Source organism: Caulobacter sp. FV1ye6ST, from assembly GCF_058681225.1.
Genome location: NZ_CM178733.1, coordinates 2073115 through 2099367, shown reverse-complemented (window position 1 = coordinate 2099367; position 26253 = coordinate 2073115). Strand labels below are relative to the sequence as shown.

23 protein-coding genes are annotated in these 26253 nt (G+C 69.2%); 18 read left to right on the top strand and 5 right to left on the bottom strand.

All coding sequences use genetic code 11. The annotated features are described in order from the left end of the window. Positions 1 to 192 precede the first annotated feature (192 nt). From ACW175_RS10340 to ACW175_RS10265, 16 genes are all read left to right on the top strand, one after another. Complete coding sequence (locus tag ACW175_RS10340) at positions 193 to 1824, top strand: TldD/PmbA family protein (RefSeq protein WP_492104397.1); 1632 nt, start codon at positions 193 to 195, stop codon at positions 1822 to 1824. Between the two features lie 22 nt (positions 1825 to 1846). After that, a complete protein-coding gene (locus ACW175_RS10335; protein ID WP_492104396.1) occupies positions 1847 to 3178 on the top strand; it encodes a TldD/PmbA family protein in 1332 nt (443 codons plus the stop codon). Positions 3179 to 3186: 8 nt separating this feature from the next. After that, positions 3187 to 3906, top strand: a complete 720-nt coding sequence (locus tag ACW175_RS10330; RefSeq protein ID WP_492104395.1) for a DUF4159 domain-containing protein — start codon at positions 3187 to 3189, stop codon at positions 3904 to 3906. Between the two features lie 28 nt (positions 3907 to 3934). Beyond that, positions 3935 to 4936 (top strand): AAA family ATPase, encoded by a 1002-nt coding sequence (locus ACW175_RS10325; RefSeq protein WP_492104394.1) that lies wholly within the window; start codon positions 3935 to 3937, stop codon positions 4934 to 4936. A gap of 6 nt (positions 4937 to 4942) precedes the next feature. Next, positions 4943 to 5830: a DUF58 domain-containing protein gene (locus tag ACW175_RS10320; protein WP_492104393.1), complete on the top strand. Its 888-nt coding sequence runs from the start codon at positions 4943 to 4945 to the stop codon at positions 5828 to 5830. Further along, entirely contained in the window at positions 5827 to 6984 is a 1158-nt protein-coding gene (locus ACW175_RS10315) for a BatA domain-containing protein (RefSeq protein ID WP_492104392.1), read from the top strand. The genes ACW175_RS10320 and ACW175_RS10315 overlap by 4 nt, the downstream gene beginning before the upstream one ends. Then, positions 6981 to 9110: a DUF4175 family protein gene (locus tag ACW175_RS10310; RefSeq protein ID WP_492104391.1), complete on the top strand. Its 2130-nt coding sequence runs from the start codon at positions 6981 to 6983 to the stop codon at positions 9108 to 9110. The genes ACW175_RS10315 and ACW175_RS10310 overlap by 4 nt, the downstream gene beginning before the upstream one ends. Further along, positions 9107 to 10813 (top strand): hypothetical protein, encoded by a 1707-nt coding sequence (locus tag ACW175_RS10305; RefSeq protein ID WP_492104390.1) that lies wholly within the window; start codon positions 9107 to 9109, stop codon positions 10811 to 10813. The genes ACW175_RS10310 and ACW175_RS10305 overlap by 4 nt, the downstream gene beginning before the upstream one ends. A gap of 82 nt (positions 10814 to 10895) precedes the next feature. After that, positions 10896 to 12062, top strand: coding sequence for an alpha-hydroxy-acid oxidizing protein (locus ACW175_RS10300; protein WP_492104389.1), 1167 nt, complete (start codon positions 10896 to 10898; stop codon positions 12060 to 12062). Positions 12063 to 12227: 165 nt separating this feature from the next. Then, positions 12228 to 12875 carry a hypothetical protein gene (locus ACW175_RS10295; RefSeq protein WP_492104388.1) on the top strand — a complete coding sequence of 216 codons (648 nt, stop codon included), beginning with the start codon at positions 12228 to 12230 and terminating at the stop codon, positions 12873 to 12875. Between the two features lie 31 nt (positions 12876 to 12906). Then, complete coding sequence (locus ACW175_RS10290) at positions 12907 to 13131, top strand: hypothetical protein (RefSeq protein WP_492104387.1); 225 nt, start codon at positions 12907 to 12909, stop codon at positions 13129 to 13131. Positions 13132 to 13349: 218 nt separating this feature from the next. After that, positions 13350 to 14099 carry a response regulator gene (locus tag ACW175_RS10285; RefSeq protein WP_492104386.1) on the top strand — a complete coding sequence of 250 codons (750 nt, stop codon included), beginning with the start codon at positions 13350 to 13352 and terminating at the stop codon, positions 14097 to 14099. Between the two features lie 13 nt (positions 14100 to 14112). Next, a complete protein-coding gene (locus ACW175_RS10280; protein WP_492104385.1) occupies positions 14113 to 15435 on the top strand; it encodes an ATP-binding protein in 1323 nt (440 codons plus the stop codon). A gap of 161 nt (positions 15436 to 15596) precedes the next feature. After that, positions 15597 to 16292, top strand: a complete 696-nt coding sequence (locus ACW175_RS10275; RefSeq protein ID WP_125157796.1) for a carbonic anhydrase — start codon at positions 15597 to 15599, stop codon at positions 16290 to 16292. Continuing rightward, positions 16289 to 17839 carry a SulP family inorganic anion transporter gene (locus ACW175_RS10270; protein ID WP_492104384.1) on the top strand — a complete coding sequence of 517 codons (1551 nt, stop codon included), beginning with the start codon at positions 16289 to 16291 and terminating at the stop codon, positions 17837 to 17839. Before ACW175_RS10275 ends, ACW175_RS10270 begins: the two co-directional genes overlap by 4 nt. 80 nt (positions 17840 to 17919) lie before the next feature. Continuing rightward, a complete protein-coding gene (locus tag ACW175_RS10265; protein ID WP_492104383.1) occupies positions 17920 to 18330 on the top strand; it encodes a Ros/MucR family transcriptional regulator in 411 nt (136 codons plus the stop codon). A 13-nt stretch (positions 18331 to 18343) separates the two neighbouring features. Here the strand turns inward: ACW175_RS10265 and phnX are convergent, their stop codons facing one another. The 4 genes from phnX to ACW175_RS10245 all read right to left on the bottom strand — a co-directional run bounded on the left by phnX (position 18344) and on the right by ACW175_RS10245 (position 22410). Next, the gene (gene phnX, locus ACW175_RS10260) at positions 18344 to 19153 is read right to left on the bottom strand and encodes a phosphonoacetaldehyde hydrolase (protein ID WP_492104382.1); all 810 of its coding nucleotides are present in this window, start codon (positions 19151 to 19153) and stop codon (positions 18344 to 18346) included. Continuing rightward, positions 19150 to 20286 carry a TIGR03364 family FAD-dependent oxidoreductase gene (locus ACW175_RS10255; RefSeq protein ID WP_492104381.1) on the bottom strand — a complete coding sequence of 379 codons (1137 nt, stop codon included), beginning with the start codon at positions 20284 to 20286 and terminating at the stop codon, positions 19150 to 19152. Before ACW175_RS10255 ends, phnX begins: the two co-directional genes overlap by 4 nt. A 2-nt stretch (positions 20287 to 20288) precedes the next feature. Further along, positions 20289 to 21620 carry a DUF5690 family protein gene (locus tag ACW175_RS10250; protein ID WP_492104380.1) on the bottom strand — a complete coding sequence of 444 codons (1332 nt, stop codon included), beginning with the start codon at positions 21618 to 21620 and terminating at the stop codon, positions 20289 to 20291. A gap of 70 nt (positions 21621 to 21690) precedes the next feature. Then, positions 21691 to 22410, bottom strand: a complete 720-nt coding sequence (locus tag ACW175_RS10245; protein ID WP_492104379.1) for a GntR family transcriptional regulator — start codon at positions 22408 to 22410, stop codon at positions 21691 to 21693. A gap of 184 nt (positions 22411 to 22594) precedes the next feature. Here ACW175_RS10245 and ACW175_RS10240 point away from each other — a divergent pair, with 184 nt between their 5' ends. Together ACW175_RS10240 and ACW175_RS10235 are read left to right on the top strand one after the other, a co-directional pair. Then, positions 22595 to 24718, top strand: coding sequence for a phosphocholine-specific phospholipase C (locus ACW175_RS10240; RefSeq protein ID WP_492104378.1), 2124 nt, complete (start codon positions 22595 to 22597; stop codon positions 24716 to 24718). 22 nt (positions 24719 to 24740) lie between these two features. Continuing rightward, on the top strand, positions 24741 to 25316 hold the full coding sequence (locus ACW175_RS10235; protein ID WP_492104377.1) for an HD domain-containing protein: 576 nt from the start codon (positions 24741 to 24743) through the stop codon (positions 25314 to 25316). Here the strand turns inward: ACW175_RS10235 and ACW175_RS10230 are convergent. Further along, positions 25313 to 26251: an aspartyl/asparaginyl beta-hydroxylase domain-containing protein gene (locus ACW175_RS10230; RefSeq protein WP_492104376.1), complete on the bottom strand. Its 939-nt coding sequence runs from the start codon at positions 26249 to 26251 to the stop codon at positions 25313 to 25315. The genes ACW175_RS10235 and ACW175_RS10230 overlap by 4 nt on opposite strands. Positions 26252 to 26253: the final 2 nt, after the last annotated feature.

The following is a 26253-nucleotide window of genomic DNA, read 5'->3' as shown; positions in this document are numbered from 1 at the left end:
GCGACGCCCTTGCTCGGCGTGCTGTACAGGGCATAGCCGCCGATGCGCGCAATCTGATCATACCCGCGCCCGATGTTCGGGAAAGATTTGACCTCCGGCGATGGGCGGCACAGAACTTCTCGCGCTCGGATTCCGTCGGGAGCGGAAGCCAGCGCGAACGCCTGTGTTTTTGGGCCGTTGGGGAGAAGAAACTTGGATAGACGTCAGTTCCTTGCCGCCTGCGGGATCGGCGCCGGCGGCGTGCTGCTGCCCGGCTTCGGCCGCGCCATCGCCGCCGAACAGCTGGTCGAGACCCTCGACGTGGCTGTCAAGAAGCGCTTGGCCGACGCGGCCATGAGCGCCGCCAAGGCCGCCGGGGCCAGCTATTGCGACGTGCGCGTGGGCCGCTACCTGCGCCAGTTCATCCAGACGCGCGAAGCCAACGTTCAGGGCGTGACCAACACCGAATCAAGCGGTGTTGGCGTTCGGGTCATCGCCGGTGGGGCCTGGGGCTTCGCGGCGACCAACAGTCTGTCGGCGGAGGCGGTGGCAGACACCGCCCGCCTGGCTGTCGCTATCGCCAAGGCCAACGCCAAGAACCAGACCGCCCCCGTGCAGCTGGCCCCGACCAAGGGCGTCGGCGAAGTGAAATGGGCCACGCCACTGCGCCGCAACGGCATGGAGGTCTCGCTGCAGGAAAAGGTCGACCTGCTGATGCGGGTCAATGGCGCGGCCCTGAAGGCGGGCGCCAACTTCGTCAATTCCAGCCTGTTCCTGATCAACGAGCAGAAGTACTTCGCCAGCACCGACGGCTCGTACATCGATCAGGACGTTCACCGCATCTGGTCGCCGTTCACGGTCACGGCCGTCGACAAGACCACCGGCAAGTTCCGCTCGCGCGAAGGCCTGTCGGCCCCGATGGGCATGGGCTACGAGTATCTGGACCCGCAGGCCGGCGACAAGACGCTCTCGCCGAACGGCATCATCAGCTACGGCAAGTCCTATGACATGGTCGAGGACGCCCAGGCCGCCGCCGCGCAGGCGCGCGAGAAGCTGACCGCCAAGTCGGTCAAGCCGGGCCGCTATGACCTCGTGCTGGATCCCAACCACCTGGGCCTGACCATCCACGAGTCGGTGGGCCACCCGCTCGAACTGGACCGTGTGCTTGGCTACGAGGCCAACTACGCAGGCACCAGCTTCGCCACGCTGGACAAGCGCGCGGCGCACTTCAAGTACGGCAGCGACCTCGTCAACATCATGGCCGACAAGCTGCAACCCGGCAGCCTCGGGGCCGTGGGCTTCGACGACGAAGGTATCAAGACCAAGCAGTGGCCGCTGATCCAGGACGGCAAGCTGGTCGACTACCAGGCAACCCGCGACCAGGCCCATATCCTGGGCAAGACCGAGAGCGACGGCTGTTCCTACGCCGACTCCTGGTCGACCGTGCAGTTCCAGCGGATGCCCAACGTCTCGCTGCAGCCGGGCAAGAGCCCGCTCAGCCTCAACGACATGATCGCGGGCGTGGAGGACGGCATCTACATCCTGGGCCGCGGCTCGTTTTCGATCGACCAACAGCGCTACAACGCCCAGTTCGGCGGGACGCTGTTCTACGAGATCAAGAACGGCAAGATCACCCAGCCTCTGGAAGACGTCGCCTACCAGATGCGGACGCCCGAGTTCTGGAACGCCTGCTCGGCGATCTGCGACGAGCGCGACTACCGCCTGTTCGGCTCGTTCTTCGACGGCAAGGGCCAACCCAGTCAGGTCTCGGCCGTGAGCCACGGCTCGTCGACCACGCGGTTCAACGGCATCAATGTCATCAACACCGCGCGTTCGCTCGGTTGATCGGTTCGGGGAAGATTATCCAATGAGCATCATGACCGAAGCCGAGGCCAAGACGATCCTCGCGAAAGTCATCAAGCTGTCGACGGCCGATGAGTGCACCGCGCAACTGGCCGGTTCGATCGAGGGCAATATCCGCTTCGCCCTGAACAACGTCTCCACCAGTGGCGTCGTCAGCAATATCGACCTCGCCGTCACGGTCGCCTTCGGGCGTCGCGTCGGCACGGCGACGATCAACGAGTTCTCGGACTCGGCCCTGGCCCGCGTGGTCAAGCGCGCCGAGGAGCTGGCCAAGCTGGCGCCCGAGAACCCCGAGTTCGTCACGGCGGTGGAGGCGACCACCTACAAGCCCAGCGACACCTTCAGCCCGGCGACCGCGGCGATCACGCCCGATCAGCGGGCCGAGGTGGCCCGCGCCTCGATCGCTCCCTGCCGCGCCCAGAAGCTGGTCGCCGCCGGCTTCCTGCAGGACGAGCAGAGCTTCGTGGCTTTCGCCAACAGCAAGGGCGCGTTCGGCTATCAGCGCGCCACGGCGATGGACTACACCTGCACCGTGCGCACGGCCGACGGCCGCGGCTCGGGCTGGGTCGCCCGCAACCTGCAGGATTCCAGCGGCTTCAAGGCGGCCAGCGACATCGAGATCGCCATGCGCAAGGCCAGCGCCTCGGCCGAGGCCCAGGCTCTGGAGCCGGGCAAGTACACCGTGATCCTCGAGCCGAACGCCGCCTCGGGCCTGATCTCGTTCATGTTCAACTACTTCGACGCCCGCCAGGCCGACGAGGGCCGGAGCTTCCTGTCCAAGAAGGGCGGCGGCAACAAGCTGGGCGAACAGGTCTTCGATCCGCGCGTCACCTTCATGGCCGACCCGTGGGACAAGGAAATGCCGGTGTTCCCGTGGGACGAGCAGGGCCGTCCGCGCGAGCGCATGCCTCTGGTCGAGAACGGCAAGATCGCCAACCTGCTCTACAGCCCCTACTGGGCTCAGAAACAGGGCAAGAAGGTCACCGGCCGTCCGGGCAACGTCATCATGTCGGGCGGAACCAAGTCGACGGCCGACATGGTGCGCGAGACCGAGCGCGGCATCCTGGTGACCCGCACCTGGTACATCCGCATGGTCGACCCACAGACCGTGTTGCTGACCGGCCTGACCCGCGATGGCACCTTCTACATCGAGAACGGCCAGCTGAAACACCCGGTGAAGAACTTCCGCTTCAACGAGTCGCCGGTGATCATGCTGAACAACATCGATGAGCTGGGCCGTCCGGTCCGGGTCAGCGAAGGCGGTCGCATGCAGATGATGATCCCCGCCATGCGCCTGCGGGACTTCACCTTCACCTCGCTGTCGGACGCTGTCTGACGTTCGACATGCCGAGTAGAAGCGTAACGCGTACCGAGTGCCTGCGTCTGCTGGCGGCCGGCGCGATGGGAAGCTGGTTCGCCAGCCGCCCGTCCGCCGCTCAGGCAGCGCCGACCTACGACTTCTGGTTCACGCGCCTGCGCTACGAATCCGGCGACTGGGACGTCGACCAGCGGATGCCGTCGAACATCCTGACCTCGCTGGTCGACTACACCAACCTGCGCGTGGACACCGAGGAGCGCGTCGTGCGCCTCTCGGACCCGACCATGCTGACCGCGCCGTTCTGCTATCTGGCCGGCCACAAGCTGGTCGAGTTCAGCCCCGCCGAGGCCGCCAACTTCCAGCGTTACGTCCGCAACGGCGGCTTCGTCTTGGTCGACGACTGCAACCACGACATTGACGGCCTGTTCGCCAAGTCGTTCGAGCGCCAGATGGCCAAGCTGTTCGGCGGCGACGCCCTGAAGAAGCTGGCCAAGGACCATCCGATCTATCGCAGCTTCTTCAAGTTCGACGGCCCGCCCGCCACCAGCTTCGAACTGAATGGCTGGGGCGACGATCTCGTTCATGACTACCTGAAGGGCATCGAGATCGATGGGCGCCTCGGGGTGCTCTACAGCAACAAGGATTACGGCTGCGAGTGGGATTACGACTGGCGCAACAAGCGCTTCCTGGCCGAGGACAACACCAAGTTCGCGGTCAATATCGTCCTCTACGCCCTAACGGCCTGATCCGCCTTACGACCTGTCCGGAGTTCCGATGAGCGTCACCCCCACCGAAGCCGATATCGCGGCCAAGCTCGAGCGCCTGGGCCAGTTGCGCGCGGCGATCGGCCAGGCCATCGTCGGCCAGGACGAGGTCGTGGAGCAGCTGCTGATCGGCCTGCTGGCCGGCGGCCACTGCCTGATCGAGGGCGTGCCGGGCCTGGGCAAGACCCTGCTTGTCCGCACCCTGGGCCAGGCGCTGTCGCTGGACTTCCGTCGCGTGCAGTTCACCCCCGACCTGATGCCCAGCGACATCCTCGGCACCGAGGTGCTGGAGGAAGACCACGGCACCGGTCACCGTCACTTCCGCTTCCAGCCCGGCCCGGTCTTCACCCACCTCTTCCTGGCCGACGAACTGAACCGCACGCCGCCCAAGACCCAGGCCGCCCTGCTCGAGGCCATGCAGGAACACCAGGTCAGCTACGCCGGCGTCACCCACCGGCTGTCCGAACCGTTCTTTGTGCTGGCCACACAGAACCCGCTTGAGCAGGCCGGCACCTACCCCTTGCCCGAGGCGCAGTTGGACCGCTTCCTGCTCAACATCCGCGTCGGCTATCCAACGGCGGAAGAAGAGCGCGCCATCCTGACCCTGACCACCGGCGGCGCCATCACCGCCCCGGCGGCGGTGATGACGGGCGAGGACATCGTCGAACTTCAAAAGTGGGTGCGCCAAGTCCACGTCAGCGACGGCCTGCTGACCTGGATCACGTCGCTGATCCGCGCCACGCGTCCCGGCTCGGACGCGCCCGCCGCCGTCCAGGAGTATGTCCGATGGGGCGCTGGTCCTCGCGCCGGCCAGGCCCTGGTGCTGGCCGCCAAGGCTCGCGCCTTGCTGCACGGACGGCTGGCCGCGACGCGCGACGACGTGAAGGCCCTGGCCGCGCCGGTCATGCGCCACCGCATCCTGCTGTCCTTCGCCGCCGAGGCCGAGCGCAAGTCGACCGACGACGTGGTCGCCGCGCTGCTGGCCGCCCTGCCCGCGCCGGCCCGCGACTAACAGCGGATGTCTCCGTTCGACCTGCCCCCGGACCTGCGTAGCCGTCTGCGACGTCTGTCGCTGACGCCGCGCGCGGCCGCGGTGCTGATCGGGGACGGCCACCATGCCAGCCCCAATCGCGGCGGGGCCATGGAGTTCGCCCAGTACCGCGCCTACGAGCGCGGCGATGATCTGCGGCGCATCGACTGGAAGCTCTATTCGCGCTCGGACAAGTTCTTCGTCCGCGACGCCGAGCGCGAGAGCCCGGTGGCGATCTGGGTCGTGCTGGACGCCAGCGCCTCTATGGCCCAGGCCGATCTTGGCAAGCCCGCCTGGACCCGCTTCGACGCCGCCCGCCGTCTGACCGCCGCGATCATCGAGGTGGCGCTGCAGCAGGGTGACCGGTTCGGCGTGGTCGTGGCCCGCGCCGAGGGTGCGATCGTCCTGCCGCCGTCCAGCGACAGCCGCCACCGTGACCGCATCCGCCTGGCGTTGGGACCACTGCGCCCCGAGGGCGTCCCCCAGTGGCAGCGGGACCTCAAGGTGCTGGGAGAACGGATTTCGCCGGCCGACCTCGTGGTCTTCATTTCCGACGGCTTCGACGACGCCTGCGTGGCGGCCGCCGAGCGTCTGGCCGCGTCCGGTCGCGACGTCGCGTTCGTTCAACTGCTGACCGGCGACGAACGCGACTTCCCGTTCGACCGTAGTTTGCTGTTCCGCGACCCGGAGAGCGACGCGAAGGTCGCAGGCGACGGCCGGGCGCTTCGCGCGGACTTCCTGGCGCGCTTCGCCCAAGCCCGCGCCGCCCTGCGCGCCCGGCTCGAGGCCCATGGCGCGCGGTTCGTCGAGCACTTCAGCGACCGGGATCCGGACCAGCCGATCCAGGACCTGTCCCGCCCGGTGGCGCGCGGATGATCCCCGCCCTACTCGTCCCCGCCGCGCTCGGCGCCCTGCTCGCGGTTCTGGTTCCGCTGGCGATCCACATCGCCCGCCGCACCGAGACGCAAGTCATCGACTTCGCCGCCCTGCGCTGGCTGAATCCGAACCCCAAGCCCGTCCAGCGCCTGCGCCTCGACGAGCGGCTGCTGCTGGCGGTGCGGATCGCCCTGGTCGTCGCGGTCGTCCTGGCTCTGGCCGAGCCCGTACCGCGGCCGAGCGGCGATGGCCGGGCCGTGATCGCCGTCTCCCCAGCGGTCGACGCCAGCAGTGTTCCGAACCATGGCGAGCGGCGGGTGTGGCTCGCGCCCGGCTTCCCAGGCCTCGACCGTCCACCTCCCGCGCCATCGGCGGACTTCGCCAGCCTTGCGCGCCAACTGGACGCCGAGACGCCCGGCAAGACGGCGATCACGGTCGTCGCGCCGCCGGAAGTGAGCGGCGCCGACGCCGAGCGGCTGTACCTGTCCCGTAAGGTGGAATGGCGGATCGGCAAGCCCGCGCGAAGCTCGGCGGCGATCCCGGCCCCCATGCCGCCCGCCCTGACCGTGCGCTACGCCCCCGGCGGCGAACCCGCCGTCGGCTATTTTCGCGCCGCCGCAGCGGCTTTCGCCCACCCCGGCAAGGCTACCGCCTTCGACGCGGCCTCCACCGACGTTTCCGCGCCTCGCGCCGCGCGCTATCTCGTCTGGCTGTCCGGCGCGCCCATGCCGGCGGCCACGCTCGACTGGATCGAGGCCGGCGGCGTCGCCCTTCTGGCCCAGGATGCGCCCTCGCCCGTCGAAGGCGCCCAACCCACGGTCTGGCGTGACGCCCAAGGCGCGCCACTGGCCACGGCCGGCCGCTTCGGCAAGGGCCGCGTGCTGCGCCTTACACGCGCCCTTGAACCCAGCGCTATGCCGATCCTAGTGGAGCCGGACTTCCCCGAGCAACTCTGGACGCTGCTGGCCCCGCCGCCCGCGCCGAACCGGGTCGCGGCGGCCGACTATGCCCCGAGTGTCCGCCCAGCGGCGGGCGGAGTGACCTACAACCCGCATCCCGTCAGCCTGCGCCCTTGGCTGGCCCTGCTGATCGCCCTGATCTTCGCCGCCGAGCGCTGGCTGGCGACGCGGCGCGACCGCCCGGTAGCCGCATGATCGCCGCCCTCGCCCGTCATCCGCGCGCGGCCCGGCAAAGAAGCGTGCTCGACACGCTGGCCGTCGGTCTGCCGGTGGTCCTGGCGATAGCCGCGCTGGCTCTACGCGGGTTCGAGGTCGTGGGGGCGGTGGCTGCCCTCGTGATCGGCGCCCTCGTGTTGGGCTGGGTCGCCATCCGACGCAGCCGACGCTTCGACCAAGCCTGGCTCATCGCCGCCCTCGACGCCCACGCGCCCGGCCTGGAGGACAGCAGCGCCCTCCTGTTCCAATCCTCCGGCGACGGTCTGGCCGCCCTGCAGCGCGCCCGCCTTGAGGCGCGCGTCGCCGAAGCTGCCGCCGTCGACCTCCGTCCCGACTGGTCCCGTCGCTGGATCCCCTGGACCGCCGGCGTCAGCGCCCTGGTGATCCTCGCCGCCCTGTTCTGGCCACCCGCATCCAGCGTCCCGCTCGGCCCCGAAGAGGCGGAAACCGCGTCCCCGCCCGGCGCGCCCAGGGTGACCAGCGCCAAGCTGCGGATAACGCCGCCCGCCTACACCGGCCAGCGCCCATTCGAGCAAGGCGGTCTGGACGCCCGCGCGCCCGAGGGCTCGCGTATCGAGTGGGCCGTCAGCTTCCGGCCGCATCCGGACACCGCCGCCTTGAGTTTCCCGGGCGAGGCCCTGCTACCGCTACGCCGCGACGGCGGACGCTGGCTGGGCGGGCGGGTATTCGAACGCTCGGCGCTCTATCGCGTCGAGGCTGCAGGCCTTGCCCGGCAACGCCTGCATCGGCTGGAACTGATCCCCGACACCCCGCCGGTCGTCCGCGTCGTGGCACCGGATAGTTCTCTGACTCTGGTCACGCCCGGCCAGAGCCGATGGGCGCCCGTGTTCGAGGTCCGCGACGACTACGGCGTCGACGGCGTCGCCCAACTGCGCATCACCGTCACCAAGGGCGAAGGCGAGAACATCAACACCGCCCAGCGGACCCAGCCTCTGGCAGGCCAGGGCGCCGCGCGGCTCAAGCGTTTCACCGCCGCCCTCGACCTGGCGCGCGAGGGTCTGGCTCCGGGTGGCGACATGATCGTGCAGCTGGTGGTCAGCGACAATCGTAGCCCCCGCCGCCAGATCGTCGAAGGCCCGAGCGTGATCCTGCGCTGGCCGGCCGCCATGGGGCTGGCCGAGGGCCTGGACGGCATGGCCAAGCAGGTGATGCCCGTCTATTTTCGCAGCCAGCGCCAGATCATCATCGACGCCGAGGCCCTGATCGCCCAGCGCGGCAAGATCACGCCCGACGCCTTCCTGGACCGCTCGAACGGCCTCGGCGCCGACCAGGCCCAACTGCGCCTGCGCTACGGCCAGTTCATGGGCGAGAAGGCCGAGGGGGAGAGCAGCGGCGGCGGCCTCGACCTGCCGACCAATGACGCGCCGGCCCTGCCGACCGACGACGCCCCCGCCGCTGCGCCAGCCAAGGCCGAGGCGCATCACGACGACGATGACGGCCACGACCATGGCGGCGGGGCCAATCTCAATGACATGACCGACGTCGTCGCCAAATACGGCCACGCCCACGATACGGGGGACGCCGCGACGCTGTTCGATCCGGGCACGCGCTCGACCCTGGCCCAGGCGCTGGACGCCATGTGGGATTCCGAGCGCGCCCTGCGCCAAGGCAAGCCGAAGGACGCCCTGCCCCACGCCTACAAGGCCCTGAACCTGCTGAAGACCGCCCAGCAGGCCGGACGCATCTTCCTGGCGCGCACGCCGCCGAAGCTGCCACCGGTCGACCTTTCGCGCCGCCTGACCGGCAAACGCGAGGGTATCGCGCCCGGTCGACTGGCGCCGACACGCCGCGATCCCGCGGACACGCCGGCCGTCGATGTCTGGCGCGCGCTGGGGGAGCGCCCCAGCGCGCCGCTCCAGCTCGACGCCCTGGCCCGCTGGGTGAACGCCAACCCAAAGCGCCTGGCCGATCCGCTGGCCCTGTCGGCCGCGATCGACACGGTCCGCAACGAGCCCCAGTGCCAGGACTGCCGCCGCAAGCTGCGCGCCCTGCTGTGGACCGCGCTGGAGCGCCCGCCAGCCGCCGTCAGTCGCCGTGATCCCGCCGACGCGCGGGGCCGACGCTATCTGGACGCGCTGCGATGACGGGGGCCTTCGAACTCTGGACGGCGATCCTGATCACGGTCGCGACGATGGGCGGGATCGCGCGGACGGTTCTGCGACGACGGTCAGCCGACACACGCGGTCCCACCTGGCGGTTCGCCGCGCTGATCGCTCTGCAGCCCCTGAGCGCCACGCTGCTCTATCTGACGCTCTTCCCGCCTTCGGTTGGCAACGCGCCCGGTCGTCTCGTGGTCGCCACCCACGGCGCGAAGCCCGCGGTACGCGCCTCGGGAGACGTACTCGTCGCCCTGCCCGAAGCCGGCCCGCTGCCCGGCGCGGTCCGCCTGCCCGACCTTGGCTCGGCGCTGCGGCTTTATCCCGAGCCTGGCCGCCTTCTGATCGAGGGCGACGGCCTGACGCCGCGCGATCGGATCCCGCTGGATCGACCCGCCACGTTCGCGCCCTCACCGCCCCCGCAAGGCCTTGTTGACCTGACGCCGCCGAAGCCCATCGCCCCGGGCGCGCGCTTCACGGTCACCGGTCAGGTCGAGGGCGCGGGAACCATCGAACTGCTCGATCCCTCTGGCGCCTTGGTCGACCAGACCGCCGTGGCCGCCAATCGACGCTTCCAGGTGTCGGCCACCGCCCGCGCGCCCGGTCTGGCGCTGTTCGACCTGCGCCTGAAGGACGGCGCGGGTCGTCTGGTCGAGAACATCGACATCCCCGTCGAGACCCGCGCCCAGCGTCAGCCGCGCGTGCTGGTCCTGGCAGGCGCGCCCAGCGCCGAGACCAAGTACCTGCGCCGCTGGGCCCAGGACGCCGGCATCGCGTTGAGCGTCGACATCGACGTGGGCGGCGGCGTGGTCCTGGGCGATCCGCCGACGCCGATCACCCGGGCGAGCGTGGCCGAGATCGACCTGGTGGTGGTGGACGATCGCCGCTGGGAAAGCCTGTCGCCCGGCGCCCAGGCCTCCCTGGCCGCGGCGACCCAGGATGGCCTCGGCCTGCTGCTGCGGCCGACCGGTCCGCTCTCGGCCGCGACCCGACGCGACTGGACCAGCCTGGGCATAGCGACCTCGGGCGACGGCGAGGCTCAGGCCTTCCGGCTGGGCGGCCCATCCGACCTGGAACTCAGCCGCTATGACCTGGCGCAAGCCCCGCGCGACGGCGTGCCGATGATCCGCGACAAGGCCGGCGCGCCGCTGGCCGCCTGGCGTCCGCGCGGCCAGGGGCGCGTGGGCCTATGGATCGTGGCCGACAGCTACGGCCTGACCCTGGCCGGCCACGCCGATCGCTACGGGGAACTCTGGAGCGAACTATTCTCCACCCTGGCGCGTCCCAGCGACGGCGCGGGCGTTCGCCTGGATGACATCGCGCGGGTGGGCCAACGCACGGCGCTCTGCGGCGTCACCGGATCGATCCGTATCGTCGCCCCAGATGGCGTCGAAAGCCGGCCTATTGTCGATCCGGCGACCGGCCCCGCCGCTTGCGCCGCCTACTGGCCGCGTCAGGCCGGCTGGCACAGGGTCTCGGACGGCGCGGCCGTTTATGTACACCCCGCCAACGCCGCGCCTTCGCTGGCCCAGGCCACCAGCCGGGCCGCGACGCTCGACGCGGTGGCGGCCAGCGTCATGCGCGGCGCCCGCGCCGGTCGTACGACGCCCGGTTCTTCCTGGCCCTGGGCCGCCAGCCTGCTGGCCGTGCTCGGCCTTCTGTGGTGGCTGGAGCGCCGATCGCGCGCTTGAGGACTAGCGGCCGGCGGCGCGATCGCGTCAAATCGGTTTGACGCATCGACGCCCAGACGTCGAGCAGCACGGGGAGCGAACCATGCCGCACTATGGCGACTACCAGACCGAGATCTATTTCCAGGGCCTTCACGGCGTTTTGCCGAAGTATCCCGTAGACTTCGCCGGCCTCTTGGCCCGCGCCCAGGCGGCCATGTCGCCCTCGACCCTGAAATATGTCCAGGGCGGCTGCGGCGACGAGCACACCCAGGACAGCAACGCCTCGGCCTTCAAGCACTGGGGGCTGATCCCGAGGATGATGGTCGACTGTTCGTCGCGCGATCTCTCCATCGAACTGTTCGGCATGAAGCTGCCCAGCCCACTGTTCATGGCCCCGATTGGCGTGACCGGGCTCTGTACCCAGGATGGCCACGGCGACCTCGCCGCCGCGCGCGCCGCCGCCGCGACCGGCGTGCCGATGGTGGTCTCGACCCTGACCAACGACCCGCTGGAAGACGTCGCAGCCGCCATGGGCGACACGCCCGGGATGTTCCAGCTCTATACGCCCAAGGACCCGGAGCTGGCCGCCAGCCTCGTCAACCGCGCCGAATCCGCCGGCTACAAGGCCATCGTTGTCACTCTAGACACCTGGGTCACCGGCTGGCGGCCGCGCGACCTCAACGACTCGAATTTCCCGCAGCTGCGCGGTCATGTGCTGGCCAATTACTTCTCGGACCCGCGTTTTCACGCCATGGTCGGCAAGGATCCGAAGACGGATCTCCAGGCTTCGGTGATGACCTGGGCGGCGACCTTCGGAAAGGTCCTGACCTGGAGCGACCTGCCGTGGTTGAGGTCGCTGACCAAGCTGCCCATCGTGCTGAAAGGCATATGCCATCCAGACGACGTGCGACGCGCCAAGGACGAGGGCGTCGACGGCGTCTACTGCTCCAACCACGGCGGCCGGCAGGCCAATGGCGGCATCGCCGCGATCGACATGCTGCCCGGCGTGGTCGAGGCGGCGGGCGACATGCCGGTGCTGTTCGACTCCGGCATCCGCTCGGGCAGCGATGTCGCCAAGGCCCTGGCGATCGGCGCGACGGCGGTCGGCGTCGGGCGACCGTATTCGTACGGCCTGGCCCTGGGCGGGACCGAAGGCGCGGTCCACGTCCTGCGCTCTCTGCTGGCCGAGGCCGACCTGCTGATGGCCGTCGACGGCTTCCCCACGATCAAGGCCCTGCGCGAGGCCGGCGCGGTGCGCCTGCCGGCCTAGACTCCGGCCTTTCAGCGAAAGCCGAAAACGAAGGTCGTCACGCGAGCGACCATCGCCTGTCATGCTTTGTCACAATCGCGATGCAGAGCCGCAAGGCGACCTCGCCACTCTCGAACCGTTGAAAGGCCGCACCCGATGGCGCGGCCCCTGTTCGGGAGAACAAGGATGCGCAAGACCCATACCCGCCTGTTGGCCCTGGCCGCCGTCGCGGGATTCGCCGTCGCCGGCGCCGCGCGCGCCGAGACCGTCCGCCTGCCCGCCAAGCAGACCGCCCTGACAGCCGACCACTTCCACGCCCGCACGCAAGTCATCGACGATCCGCTGGACATCGAGACGGTGATCAGCACCGAGCGCGGCTTCCAGACGGGCAAGGGCGTCTTCAAGTCGCCCAGCAACGACAACCACCTGCGGGCGGTCGTCGACAAACGCTCAGGCGCCACGCGCTTCGAGGTCCGCCAGACCCTGACCTATCCGGGCTCGATCCGAAGCTACAGCGAGGTCTCGCACCAAACCGGTCACTGGCCGGTCGCCGCGCCGCTGACCAAGATCCGCGACAACGCCAGCCACTGCTTCCTGTTCGAAGCGCCGGAAGTCTGCCGCGAGGAGGTCTCGTTCGGCGTCGCCGAGAGCGAACTGCGCCGCGCCGCCGCAACGCCGGGCGCATGGGCGTTCAAGTTCATCTCGGCCAAGGGCTATGAGCACCGGACCGCCATCACCCATGCAGAGATCGAGGGCCTTCTGAAGGCCGTCGACACCTACCGCCGCGCCTTGCCCGCCATCCAGGCGCAAGCCGACACCGCCGCGGGCGGTTAGTCCCAGAAGTTCCCCGGAGTCTGTACCGCTTATGAAAGTCCTCGTATCCCTCGGCCTCGCCGCCGCCTGTCTGCTCGCCTCCCCGGCCCTCGCGGGTCCCGCCGGAACCGGCCTGACCTTCACCGAGGAAGTCGCCAAGAAGAACTTCCAGAAACGCGCCGCCAAGGCCCAGGCGGTCGTCGACTGCGCCAGGCCGAAGGCCCAGGCCGCTGACGCGGCCACGCCTGGCGCCATCGACACCTGCCGCGCCAGCTAGCGCGGCGTCCGGGACGGTCGCCGTAGCTTCATCGTCAACGGTGGCCCGCCCTCGCGTGCTCCCCTACCTGCAAAATGCGCGCGAGGGCCCAGTTTCGCGGGATCCCAAGGGTATCCCCAGTTTTGGCGCGGAGCCGGCGAGAAATCGTCGGCTCCGGCCTTGTTCACGGCGCCGTGGCGCCTAACTAGCCCGAGCATATGGATTCTTCTGGCCACGGATTGACCGCCTTGCCGCGCGACTTGGCGACCGCGCCGCTCGCGCCCACCATCCTCATCGTCGAGGACGATCCGGCTCTGCGCACCTTGCTGATGCGCCTCCTGCGCGAGGAAGGCTTCCAGCCGCTCAGCGCCGCCCACGGCGCCGAAATGGCCCGCGTGCTGGAGACCAACACGGTCGACCTGATCCTGCTGGATGTCATGCTTCCTGGCAGCAACGGCTTCGATCTCTGCCGCCTGGTGCGCCGGGAGAGCGACGTTCCGATCGTCATGCTCAGCGCCCGCCAGGACGAGACCGACCGCCTGATCGGCCTGGAGCTCGGCGCTGACGACTATATCGGCAAGCCCTTCAGCAAGAAGGAGCTGATCGCCCGCATCCGCGCCATCCTGCGCCGAACCAAGAGCGGATCGCAGGCCAGCGAACCGCGCGGTCACCAGCGAATGACCTTCTCCGGCTGGAGCCTGGATCCTGGCCGCCGCGAACTGCTGTCGCCGGACGGAGCCTTCGTCGACCTGTCGGGCGCCGAGTTCGACCTGCTGCTGGCCTTCGTCAGCTCGCCTCAACGGGTGATCGGCCGAGAGCGCCTGCTGGAGATGTCGCGCGCACGGTTCTCCGACGCCTCGGACCGCAGCATCGACGTGCTGGTCAGCCGCCTGCGCCGCAAGCTGGCCGTCGTCGGCCAGGCCGAACCGCTGCTGCGCACCGTGCGCGGCGTCGGCTACATCTTCACGGCCACAGTAGAACGTCGATGAACTGGGAGCGTCGATGAGGCCCTTGCGGCTATGGCCGCAGCGTCTGGTCGGCCAGGTCACCCTGGTTCTGATGCTGGCCGTGGCCCTTGAGTTCATCGGCAGCTCGCTTCTGTTCGAACGCAGTCGCCTTTATCCCGATCTCGAGAACCAGACCAAGCGGGTGGCCGAACAGCTGGTCACCGCCGAGGCGCTTCTGGAAGACGCCTCCCCCGACGACCGCGCCGCGCGGGCGGCCGTCATGTCCACCCGGATCACCCAACTGAGCTGGTCGGTCCTGCCCACCCTGGCGGACGGCGGGCGCGACGCCGAGCGGGAATTCCGCGAGGAGTTCCTCGAGGCGGAGCCAGGCCTGCGCGGCCGTGACCTGCGTCTGCGCGCCGACATCGACCACACCGTGCCGCGCGACACCCATCTGAAGGTGGCGCTGAAGCTGCGCGACGGGAGCTGGATGGCGCTGAATACGCGCATCCATGTCGCGCCCTGGGCGGTGCTGCTCAGCGGCGTCGGCTCGGCCTTCACGCTGGGCTTGGGCGTGATCGTCGCCGCGGCGCTGGTGCTGCGCAATCTCAGCCGCCCCTTGCGGGCGTTGGCCGAGGCCGCCGACAAGGTCGGCAAGGGCGCCCAGGTCCGGATCGCCGAAAGCGGGGCCGGCGACCTGAAGCTGCTGGCCAAGGCGTTCAACGCCATGCAGGACCGCATCGCCGGCCTGCTGAACACCCGCACCGAGGCCTTGGCGGCCGTCGGCCACGATCTCCGAACACCCCTGGCGCGCCTGCGGTTGCGGGCCGGTTTCGTGACGGACGCCGACGCGCGTGAAGCGCTGGAGGCCGATGTCGACGAGATGACCTCCATGCTGGACTCGCTCCTGGCCTATCTGGGCGGTCAGGAAGATCCCGAGCCCCGTCGGCGGACGGACCTGGCCGCCATGGCCATGACCCTCGTCAATGACGCCGTCGACGCGGAACGACCAGCCCGCTATGCCGGCCTCGACCATCTGCCCGTGCTGGCCCGTCCCCTGTCGGTGAAGCGGGCGATCAGCAACATCGTCGAGAACGCCCTGCACTATGGCGGCGACGCCGCCCTCACCCTCACCCGTGAGGGCGACACGGCCGTGTTGGTGATCGAGGACAATGGACCCGGCATCCCCGAGGCCGAGATGGTCCATGTGTTGCAGCCGTTCCATCGCCTGGACAGCGCCCGGACCCGCAACACGGCCGGTCTCGGTTTGGGCCTGACCATCGTTCAGCAGATTCTGCAGCGTGAAAGCGGAACCCTGGCCCTACGGAACCGCCCGCAAGGCGGTCTGCGCGTGGAAATCCGCCTGCCCGCGCTCTAGGCGGCTCCCAATCCCCAAGACATCCTTTGTCACAAAGCCGCTGCATCGCAGCAAAGACCTCGAACGACCTTCATCGACGCATCCGGCGCTTCTCGCCGTGACGCTCGCCGCGGCGCCCGCCCCCCTTTTGGGCGTCGCGGCGATCAGTTCATGGAGGTCCCTTGGAACAGTTTCTCGAACGCGCCGCGCTCTTTCGCGGCCAGGTCTTCCCCGCTCAGAGCGCCCTCTACGAACGCCTCGCCAGCCACGGCCAGAGCCCCTCGGCCCTGATGATCTCGTGCGCCGACTCCCGCGTCGTCCCCGAACTGATCACCCAGGCCGCGCCCGGCGACCTGTTCGTCTGCCGCAACGCCGGCAACATCGTCCCGCCGTTCAGCCAAGCCAACGGCGGCGTCTCATCGGCGGTCGAGTACGCCGTCATGGCGTTGGGCGTTCGCGACATCGTGGTCTGCGGCCACTCGGACTGCGGCGCGATGAAGGCGTTCTCGAACCCGGCGGCCCTGGAAAAGATGCCGAACGTGGCCGCCTGGCTGCGCCACGCCCACGCCGCCCACAGCGTCGTCTGCAACGCCTATCACGGCCTGGACGAGCATGGCACGACCCGCGCCCTGTCGCTGGAAAACGTCGTCGTCCAGCTGAACCACCTGCGCACCCACCCGTCGGTGGCCTCCGCCATCGCCCAGGGTAAACTGACCCTGCACGGCTGGTTCTTCGAGATCGAGACCGGCCAGATCCAGGCCTATAACGGCGACACCGGCCAGTTCGAGCAGGTCTATGAAGGCGCTCCGCTGCCCGTCGCCCAGCGCCCGTCGCGCCGCATGGTCGCCGCCGACCACCTGGGCATCGCCGCGGAATGACCCAAGCTGTCGCCTCCTCTCCCCAGGGCGTGAAGCCTGGCTTCTCGACGATCCTGTCACGTGACTTCATCGCCTCGATCGTCGTCTTCCTCGTGGCGATGCCTCTCTGCATGGGCATCGCCGTCGCCTCCGGCGTCCCAGCCGAGCGAGGCCTGATCACCGGCATCATCGGCGGCGTCATCGTCGGCGCCCTGGCCGGTTCGCCCCTGCAGGTCAGCGGCCCCGCCGCTGGCCTGGCCGTCATCGTTTTCGAGATCGTCGCCAAGCATGGCTTGACCATGCTGGGCCCGATCCTGGTGGTCGCCGGCCTGATCCAGCTGATCGCCGGCGCCGCCAGACTGGGCAACTGGTTCCGCGCCATCTCGCCCGCCGTCGTGCACGGCATGTTGGCCGGCATCGGCGTGCTGATCGTGGCGGGCCAGTTCCACGTCCTGTTCGGCGACTCGCCCAAGGCCCACGGCCTGCAGAATCTGGCGACTATCCCCTCGGCCCTGGCCGGCGTCCAGTTCGCCACACTGACCCAGGTCGAAGCCGCCCTGGCGGTCGGCGTGGTGACGATCGGCTCGATCCTGCTGTGGGAGAAGTTCCGTCCCAAGGCGCTGAAGCTGGTTCCGGGCGCTCTGCTGGGCGTCGTCGCCGGCACAGTGCTGGCCACGGTCCTGGGCCTGGACGTCCAGAAGATCGTCGTGCCGGAATCGATCGCCGCGGCGATCGCTATTCCGGGCGTGGAGGACTTCGCCCGCATGGCCGATCCGATGCTGCTGGTGACCGCCATCGCGGTGGCCTTCATCGCCTCGGCCGAGACCCTGCTGTCGGCCGCCGCCGTCGACCGAATGCACGATGGCGAGCGCACGAAGTACAACAAGGAGCTGGGCGCCCAGGGCGTTGGCAACATGTTGTGCGGCCTGGTCGGCGCCCTGCCGATGACCGGCGTGATCGTGCGCAGCTCGGCCAACGTCCAGGCCGGCGCCATGACCCGCCTGTCGGCGATCCTGCATGGCGTGTGGATCCTGGCGTTCGTCGCCCTGCTGCCCTGGCTGCTGCGCATGGTGCCCAGCGCCGCCCTCGCCGGCGTGCTGGTCGTCACGGGCTGGAAGCTGGTCAGCCTGCAGCACGTCCGTCACCTGTTCGCCCGCTACGGCCTGCTGCCGGCGATGATCTGGGCGGCGACCTTCGTGATGGTGGTGGCGACGGACCTCCTGACCGGCGTGCTGGTCGGCATGGGCCTGACGCTGCTGGAGCTGATCCCGAACCTGAAGAAGATGCGCCTCAGCGTCTCCCAGCACGAACTGGGTCCCGACGAGAGCGAGATCCGACTGGAGGGCGCGGCCACGTTCATCCAGCTGCCGAAGATCGCCAAGGTCCTCGACGGCGCGCCGAACAACGGTCGCGTGAAACTGGACACCCGCGGCCTCACCAGCCTGGACCACACCGTCGCCGAGGCCCTCAGCGACTGGCTGAAAAGCAAGGCGCGCGCCGGAGTGAAGGTCGAGCTGCCGCCAGCCTGCGCCTTCGGCGATCGCCTCCGAGCCGCGGGCGCGCACTGACCCACCGTTCGCCCGCCAACTGGCCCAGGGGCGCGATCCCAGCGCCCCTGGGTTTCTTCCCAACGTCTAGAGGGAGTCTCATGACCAAGGCCCAGGAACGCGCTGCCGAGATCGCTGCTCAGCTGCTATGCGCCTATCTCAGCCGCAATACCGTGTCGGTGGACGATCTGCCGGCGCTCAGTGCTCGCACCTACGCAGCGCTGGAAGCGGTCTTCGCCGGCCCGGCGACCATCGTCTCGCCCGTCGAGCCGCCGACGCCTGACCAGATCGCCGCCAGCATTACCCCCGACGCCATCGTCAGCTTCGAGAACGGTCGCCGCTATCGTTCGCTGCGCCGACACCTGAACCAGCTCGGCCTGACCGAGGACCAGTATCGCGCCAAGTGGGGCCTGCCGGCCGACTATCCGTTGGTGGCGCAGAGCTTCTCGGACCTGCGCTCCAGCGCCGCCCGCGCCCAGCGCTTCGGGGGCGTGGCCCTGGCGGCCGAATAGGGTCGTCCCGAGGTCAGGCCGCCGGACGCTCGCCGCGCGCGATCCGCGTCTCGATCGCGGCCAGGACTGGCCCAAGGTCGGCGACGCTGTCGACCACGTAGTGCGCGCCGGCCTCGCGCAGAGCCTGAGCGGAGGCTTCGATCCGCTCGGCGCGCTCGGCTTCCGGCAGCAGGGCGAGGTCCTCGCGCGTCAGGCCAACACCATTGCCCGAGGCCGACAGGCCAACCGTCCAGGCGCCAGCCTCCAGCCCCTCCCCGATGCCGACGACCGCGTCATCGACCTTGACGCAGGCCCGGGCCGGCCAGGCGCCCAGCTCGACCAGGGCCTTCCACATCATCAGGGGCGAAGGCCGCCCCGCCATCGTCTCACCGGCGCAGACAACGACGTCGGGCGCATAGCCCTGCTCCGCCGCCAGCGGCAGGATGTCCGCCATCATCGGCCGGGTATAGCCGGTCGTGGAGCCGATCTTCACGCCTCGCGCCCGCAGGTCGGCGACGAGTTCGGCCGCACCGGGAATCAACCGGGCGCAGTCGCGGGCGGCGGCGCGCATCTTCGGTTCGACGGCGTCGTGCAGACGGTCGACATCGGCCTCCGTCGAGGCCGCGGCGTGGCTTTCAGTCCAGAGGGCGGCGACGCGCGGCATGGCCAGCAAGGCCCGCACGTGATCGCGCTTGGCCCTGCCCATGTCGGCGCGAGCCTCGGACTCCGAGATCTCGATCCCCGCCTCGGCGAACACCTCACTCAGGGCCAGGACCGGCGCGCGACAGCCGAAATCGATCATGGCGCCGGCCCAGTCGAAGACGACGGCCTGGATAGGGCTCATGCGGCGGCTCCTTGCCGGGGAAGGTCGTAGAGGCCCGCGATAACGTCCTCGGCCAGGCCGAAGGCGGTCGAAGCGCCGGTTCCGCTGGTCACGGTCACCAAACGCACGCGCGGCATCGGAGCCTCGACCAGGCTGTGGCCGGCGGCCGAGGCATAGGTGCCGGTCCAGCGCTCCAGAACCGGCGGCGGGGCCTGGCCGAACACCTTGGCGAACTCGTCAAGGATCAGGGCGTCGACATCGTCGCGCGCGAAGGGATCGGGCGTGGCGGCATAGTGGTGGCTGTCGCCGACCACCAGCGAGCCGTCGGCGCTCTGGGCCACGATCAGGTGGACGCCGTGCTCCAGATGCGCCGGCTGCTCGGCCTCAAGTCGCACGCGGAGGGCGGCGGCTTCCGGCAGGGCGGCATAGCCAAGGTAGCGAACGAGACCGAGGTCCGACATCACCGGCCCGGGAAGTCGCCAGCCGGGGGCAGCCAGACGCAGCATCTGCAACTTGCAGCGCGTCACCTCGGCTTGGGCGAAGGCGTCTGGGAAAACGGTGATCAGGTCATCGCCGGGGCAAGCCACGATGGTCTCGGCCAGCACGTCTCCGACTGACGTCTCCAGGCGACCGGTCTCGACGCCATGAACGGCGACGCCGCGTAGGAAGGTCACGCTATGCGCGGCCTCCAGCCATGCAGCCAGACGCGGAATGGCGGTGCGAGATTCCACCCGCAGATCGACCGCGCTTGTCAAAGCGCCCAGCACCGCGCCCTGGCTCGGCAAACGATCGTCGAGATCGACGGCCTCGCGCCAGGCGCAGCCTTCAGCCATCTCGGTTTCGAGAAAGGCTTCCAACACGGCCTTGGCCTCGGGGCGACGGGCGACCATGGTCAGGCCGCGCTGAACGACCTCGATCCCGGCCGGACCGGCGACCTCGTCCCAGACCCGCGCCGAGCGCCGCGCGCGCCGCCAGACCTCGCCGCGCGCCTGGCCCGTGACCGTCACGAAGCCGAAGTTCCGCACGGAGGCGCCGTTGGCCTGGGCGTCGCGATCAATGACCACGACGCGCTTGCCCAGGCGGGCGGCGGCCAGGGCATGGGCCAAGCCCACGATGCCGGCGCCGACCACGGCGAGATCGAAGGCGCGCTCCATGGTCACGACTCGACCGTCTGGCCGGCGGCCGGGAAAGCCGCCGCGCCCTGTCCTTCGCCGGACCTGACGCGCTGACGCAGGAAGTAGAGGCCCGCGAACAGCGTGCAGACCGCGCCCACCGCGCTGGTGGCGTAGGCGCTGTTGATGAAGAAGCTCAGCCAGTCGAGATCGACCATGGCGAAGTTGCGCCAGACCAGCAGGACGACGCTGCCCAGATAGCCCGAGGCGTCGGCCACATAGATCAGGAAACCCGCCGTGCCGACCCGGCCGCTGAAGGCGATCATGCGGTCGAACAGCATGGCGTTGAACGGGGTATAGGCCATGTACAGCCCCGCGCCGGTCAGGATCATCCAGGTCAGAGGCGTCAGCATATGGGCCTGGAACGCCAGGGTCGAGCCGCCCAGCAGCAGGAAGCCGGCCAGGATCACCCCGTGCATGACCAGCAGGGCCCGCAGGTTGTCGCGCACCAGCATCACCGCGCCCATCACGGCCAGAGAGACGACCGCGACCGGCAGCTCGCTGGCGGTGAACACGCCCGAGGCTTCGCCGAAGCCCAGGGCCGTCCAGATCTCGGCGGCGAAGTTGTCGCGGAAGTCACGCAGGGCCGTCAGCAGGATATAGGCCAGCACCAGCAACACGATGCCGGGCGCGTAGGTGGCCAGGAAGGCGCGGCGCTGGACCAGATCCATCGGCTGGCGACGCACGCGGGCGGCCTCGTCGGCGGCGCTGGGCGGCGGCATCTGCACCAGCGCCCATACCGAAACCGCCAGCAGCGGCATGAAGATCGCGCCGGTGGCGGCAGGCATCCAGAACGGCGAGACGTGGAGGTCGACCATCAGCCACTTGCCGACCGACTTCACCACGCCCGACGACAGGATGAAGCTGGCGCAGAGAATGGCCCCCAGCACTTCCGAGGTGCGACGGCCTTCCATGAAGCCGAACACCAGGCCCCAGATCATGCCCAGCGGCAGGCCGTTCAGGAACAGCGCGGCGACGTTCCAAGGCGCTGGTGTGACCGCGAAGGCCAGCAGCGCCACCCACGATATGCCGATCAGGCCCAGAATGGCGACGCCGCGATGACGCGGCGCGATCTCGGAGATCACCTTGACCCCGATCATCTTGGAGGCGGCGTAACCCGCCACCTGGGCCAGAACCAGGGCGATCTTGTAGTCGACCGCGAAATGCCAGCCCTCGACCGCTCCGAACGTCGCCGCCGCGAACGGCTTGCGGAAGGCGTACATCGAGAAATAGGCGCAGAAGCCGGCCAGCCCGGCGAACAGAGTGAAGACCAGCGGGTTCGCCCGCTCCAGCCAGCGCTTGGGACCAGTCGTCATGGGAACGCCCCTCAATGGAGCGTTTTGGTCTAGACCAACTGCATGTCAGCTCGGTGACGGTCGCGCGCGCTTAGCGGACGCGGATGTCGACGCTGATCTTCACCGCGTCGTGACGCCAGTGCTCGCGGTCGAACTCGACCACCCGCCCTTGCGCGTCGTAGCAAACCCGAACCAGATTCAGCCCAGGCAAGCCGGACTTGACCCTCAGGGCCTCGGCCTCTTCTCCGGTCAGGGCGCAGGGGCGCATGTCGACCTTGTTGCGCGCGACGCCGATGCCATAGACCGACTTAAGCACGCTGGTCAGCGACCCGTTCAGGTCGTGATCAATCAGGCCTGGAGTCAGAGACGCGTCGACGACGATGCTCTCGAACAGCACCGCCCGACCATCCACCGAACGCCGACGACGGATCCAGTACATGGGCGCCCCGACCGGGCGCGAGAAAATCTCGGCCAGCACGCCGTCACAGGCGATCTCGATCTTGCTGAGGGTCTCGGTCGAGGGCTGCCGCCCCTGGGCCTCGACATAGGACATGAAGCCTTCCCAGCGGGTCGGATCATAAACCACCGGCGGCGGCGAGACGTACCAGCCGCTACGCTCCTTACGGTAGACGACCCCCTCGGCCTCCAGTTGGAACAGGGCTTCCCGGACGGTGCCGCGCGCGACGCCGCCGCCAATCTGCATCTGGCGCTCTGACGGCAGACGTTCGCCCGGCTTGAACTCGCCGCCAGCGATGCGCGCGGCGATCTCGTCGCGCACGCCGATATACTGAAGGCTTTCGGGCTGCTGCATCGGGCGACCTGGCCAGCGGTCGAATCCCGCCAAGCGACGAGGATGGGAGGGCGCTCCCCCAGGGTCAAGGAACTGGATTGGACCAGACGCAAGCACACCCGCCACTCGTCACGGTGTCATGAAAGTTTCGCCAAAGCCCTCGACTATCTGGTCTATACCAACGCTGAATTTCGGAGATGGGCCGATGCCGACCGACCGCCGCTCTTTCCTGCGCGCCGCCGCCACGGCCAGCGCGGCTGTCGGCCTGCTGCCGGCCACGGTGGCCAAGGCCATGGCCATTCCCGCGCGCCATCGCACCGGCACGATCATGGACGTCGAGCACGTCGTGATCTTCATGCAGGAAAACCGCTCTTTCGATCACTATTTCGGGGCGCTGAACGGCGTACGCGGCCTGGGCGATCCCCGCCCGCAGCGCCTGCCGGGCGGAGCCTCGGTCTGGCGCCAGCCGAGCAAGGAGCACCCCGACGGCTTCGTCGCCCCGTTCCACGGCGACGCCTCGGCCACCAACGCCTATACCGTCGACGGCTCGGACCAGGGCCATCAGGCGGCGATCACCATCGTCAACGGCGGCCGCTACGACCAGTGGGGCCACTCGGGCGAACTGCACAAGCGGATGGTCTACTACAAGGCCTCCGACCTGCCATTCTACCACGCCCTGGCCAGCGCCTTCACGGTCTGCGACGCCTATCACTGCTCGACCCTGACCCAGACCTATCCGAACCGCCTGCACCTTTGGACAGGCTGCAACGGCGGCGGCAAGGTCGGCGGCGATCCGGAAATGAGCAACTACGGCGAGGACGAGACGCCCAGCGCCGACATGACCGAAGACAAGCTCATGGCCAACGGGCCGCATGACTGGACGACCTACGCCGAGCGCCTGCAGGCGGCCGGCGTCAGCTGGAAGGTCTACCAGGAGTACGATAATTTCGGCGACAACATCCTGTCGGTGTTCAAGCCCTTCCGCCCCTGCGCCAAGGACTCCGAACTCTATGCGCGCGGGCGCTCTTGGGTGTCCGAAGGCAAGACCGGTCCGGACCGCACCCGCTCGGACGGCGAGCAACTGGTCGAGGCCTTCCGCGCCGACGTCGCCGCGGACCGCCTGCCGCGTATCTCATGGATCGTCACCGCCGCCGACCTTTCCGAACACCCTCAGGCCGAGCCGTCGAAGGGCGAGCACGTCTGCGCCGAACTGATCAAGGCCCTGGTCGACCACCCCGAGGTGTTCGCCAAGACGGTCTTCATCGTCAACTACGACGAGGCCGGCGGATTCTACGACCACATGCAGCCGCCAATGCCGCCGCTGACGTCGGAGCAGGGCTGGAGCTCGGTGTCGGTCGCCGGTGAGGCCAAGACCTATGGACCTGACGCCGATGGGGTCAACAAGGGCGCCTACCCCCTGGGCCTGGGCATCCGCGTGCCGGCCATCATCGTCTCGCCCTGGAGCCGGGGCGGCTTCGTCTGTTCGGAGGTGTTCGACCATACCTCGACGCTGAAGTTCCTGGAGAAGCGCTTCGGGGTGCGGGAGGACAATATCAGCGACTGGCGCCGTACGGTCTGCGGCGACCTGACCTCGGCCTTCGACTTCGCCACGCCGAACCAGGACTGGACGGCCCTGACCCTACCCGCCACCGCCGACTACATGCAGCGCGTGGCCCGCTCCAAGGCCGCGCCAAGCCTGAAGATCCCCGTCAAGCAGAGCCCCTCGGTCCAGGACGGCCCGCGGCGCGGCGCGCGTCCCCTGCCCTACGTCCTGTCGGCCGACGCTCGCGTCGCGGACGGCGCGCTGTGGATCGACCTGATCAACGCCGGCCGGGCCGGGGCGGTGTTCCAGGTGTTCGACAACACCGACCGCGACGGCCCCTGGCGCTTCACCTTGGCGGCTGGCCAGAAATACGCTGCGGGTCACTGGAACAAGGTGGGCCGAGCGCCCGGCCCCTACGACCTGACGGTCCACGGTCCGAACGGCTTCTATCGCCGCTTCGCCGGCGATACGTCCAAGCCCCAGCCGATCGTCACGGTCGCGGCCGACGCCCGCGCGCGCCTGGTCGTCAGCCTGAGAGGCGCCGGTCTGGCGACTCTCCGCATGGCCGAGGACTATCCGCTGGCCGAGGGCGAAGCCCGCGAGACCGTGATGCTGGAGCCCAAGGGCGTCGTCCGTTCGGTCTGGGACCTGCGCGGCAGCGACCACTGGTACGACCTGGCCCTCTCGCTGGCCGACGATCCCAGCTTCACCCAACGCTTGGCCGGACACCTCGAAACCGGCCGCGCCAGCCGCACCGATCCCGGCATCGGCCGGATGCGCCTCTAAGCCTTCAGTACACGGATATTCGATGACTTCTCGTCCTGCGGCCGACGCTTACGTGGCCGAACTGACAGACCTTTTCACGCGCCTGGGCGGCCTGCACTACGGCGAGGGCGTCAGCCAGATGGAGCACGCGGTGCAGACCGCGCACCACGCCAAGCTAGACGGCGCGCCGCCGGAACTGGTCGCCGCCGCCCTGCTGCACGACGTCGGTCACCTGATGCAGAAGGTCGGCGAGAACGCCGCCGACCTGGGTATCGACACCCGCCACGAGCACATCAGCGCCGGCTATCTGGCTCGCGCCTTTGGCCCTGGGGTCACCGAGCCGATCCGCCTGCACGTGGCGGCCAAGCGCTATCGGGTCGCGGTGGATCCGGACTATCACCAGCGTCTCAGCACCGCTTCGCTGCAGAGCCTGGCCTTGCAAGGCGGACCGATGTCGCCCGCCGAGATCGAGGATTTCCTGGCCGATCCGTCGGCCCAGACCGCCCTGCGCCTGCGCGGCTACGACGAGGCCGGCAAGGCCCCCGACGCCAAAGTGGCTGGCTTCGAGACCTATCACGATCTTCTGCGCGACCTGATCGATCGCGAGGGTAAGATCTAGTCCGCGAGTAGGTGCCGCAGCACGCGTTTCTCCAGCACCAGTAGAGCGCTGGCGTCGTTGGTGCGCATGACCAACCCCTCGGCCAGCGGCTCGGCGGCCTTGCGGACAGCGCCGGCCAGGCGTTGGAAGTCGGGTCGTCCCCGGCCGCTGACGCCGTGCAACGCGCACAGCTGACGCCAGTCGAACACGAAGCTCTCCAGCAGCTTGCCGAAGCGCGCGATGCGGACCCCGGCGTCGGCGGTGTCGACGGCGGCCGCCAGCTCAGAGCGCAGGTCGTCGATCAGCCACTGCGCCTCGGCGGCGGGCATCACCGGTGAGCGTTGGTCGTCCTCGGTGAGCAGGTCCGGAGAGGCGATCGGGTCCCAGGCCACCGTGCGCCATTGCGGGCGCGGCGGCGTCGGCCCGCAGGCGAGCCGCCAGAACGCCGCCGTGCCGGTAGTGTCGGCGACCAGATGGATGCGCTCGGCGTCGGCGTTGTTCTCGACGTGGTGCCGCCGCCAGTTGTCGAAGATCCAGGCCTCGCCGGCGGCCATGTGCACCGCCTCGCCGTCGCAATGGAATCGCACCGCCGGCTGGGTGAAGACCGGGATGTGCAGCCGCACCCGCGTGTGCCAGTGGTAGTTGATGTCGGCGTGCTCGGGCACGCCCGCGCCGGGCGCCAGTCGCATCAGCCGTGAGCGGCTCCAGACCACGCCGAATCCCGCCAGAGCCTGCCGCAGATAGGGCATGCCCTCCAGCCAACGCGTCGGCAGCATCTGTCCGTGGACGGCGTCCGTCTCGGCCCCCCCGACGCTGATCAACCGAGCGGCGCTGTTGCCGGGCAGGCGATCCGGGTGAGAGACCCAGGCCTCGCTCGGCAACGCCGCGACCTCGGCCTGGAGGCGGGCCACGTCGAAGAGCACAGGCAGCTGGAAGAAGGGGCGCGATAGCCGCATCG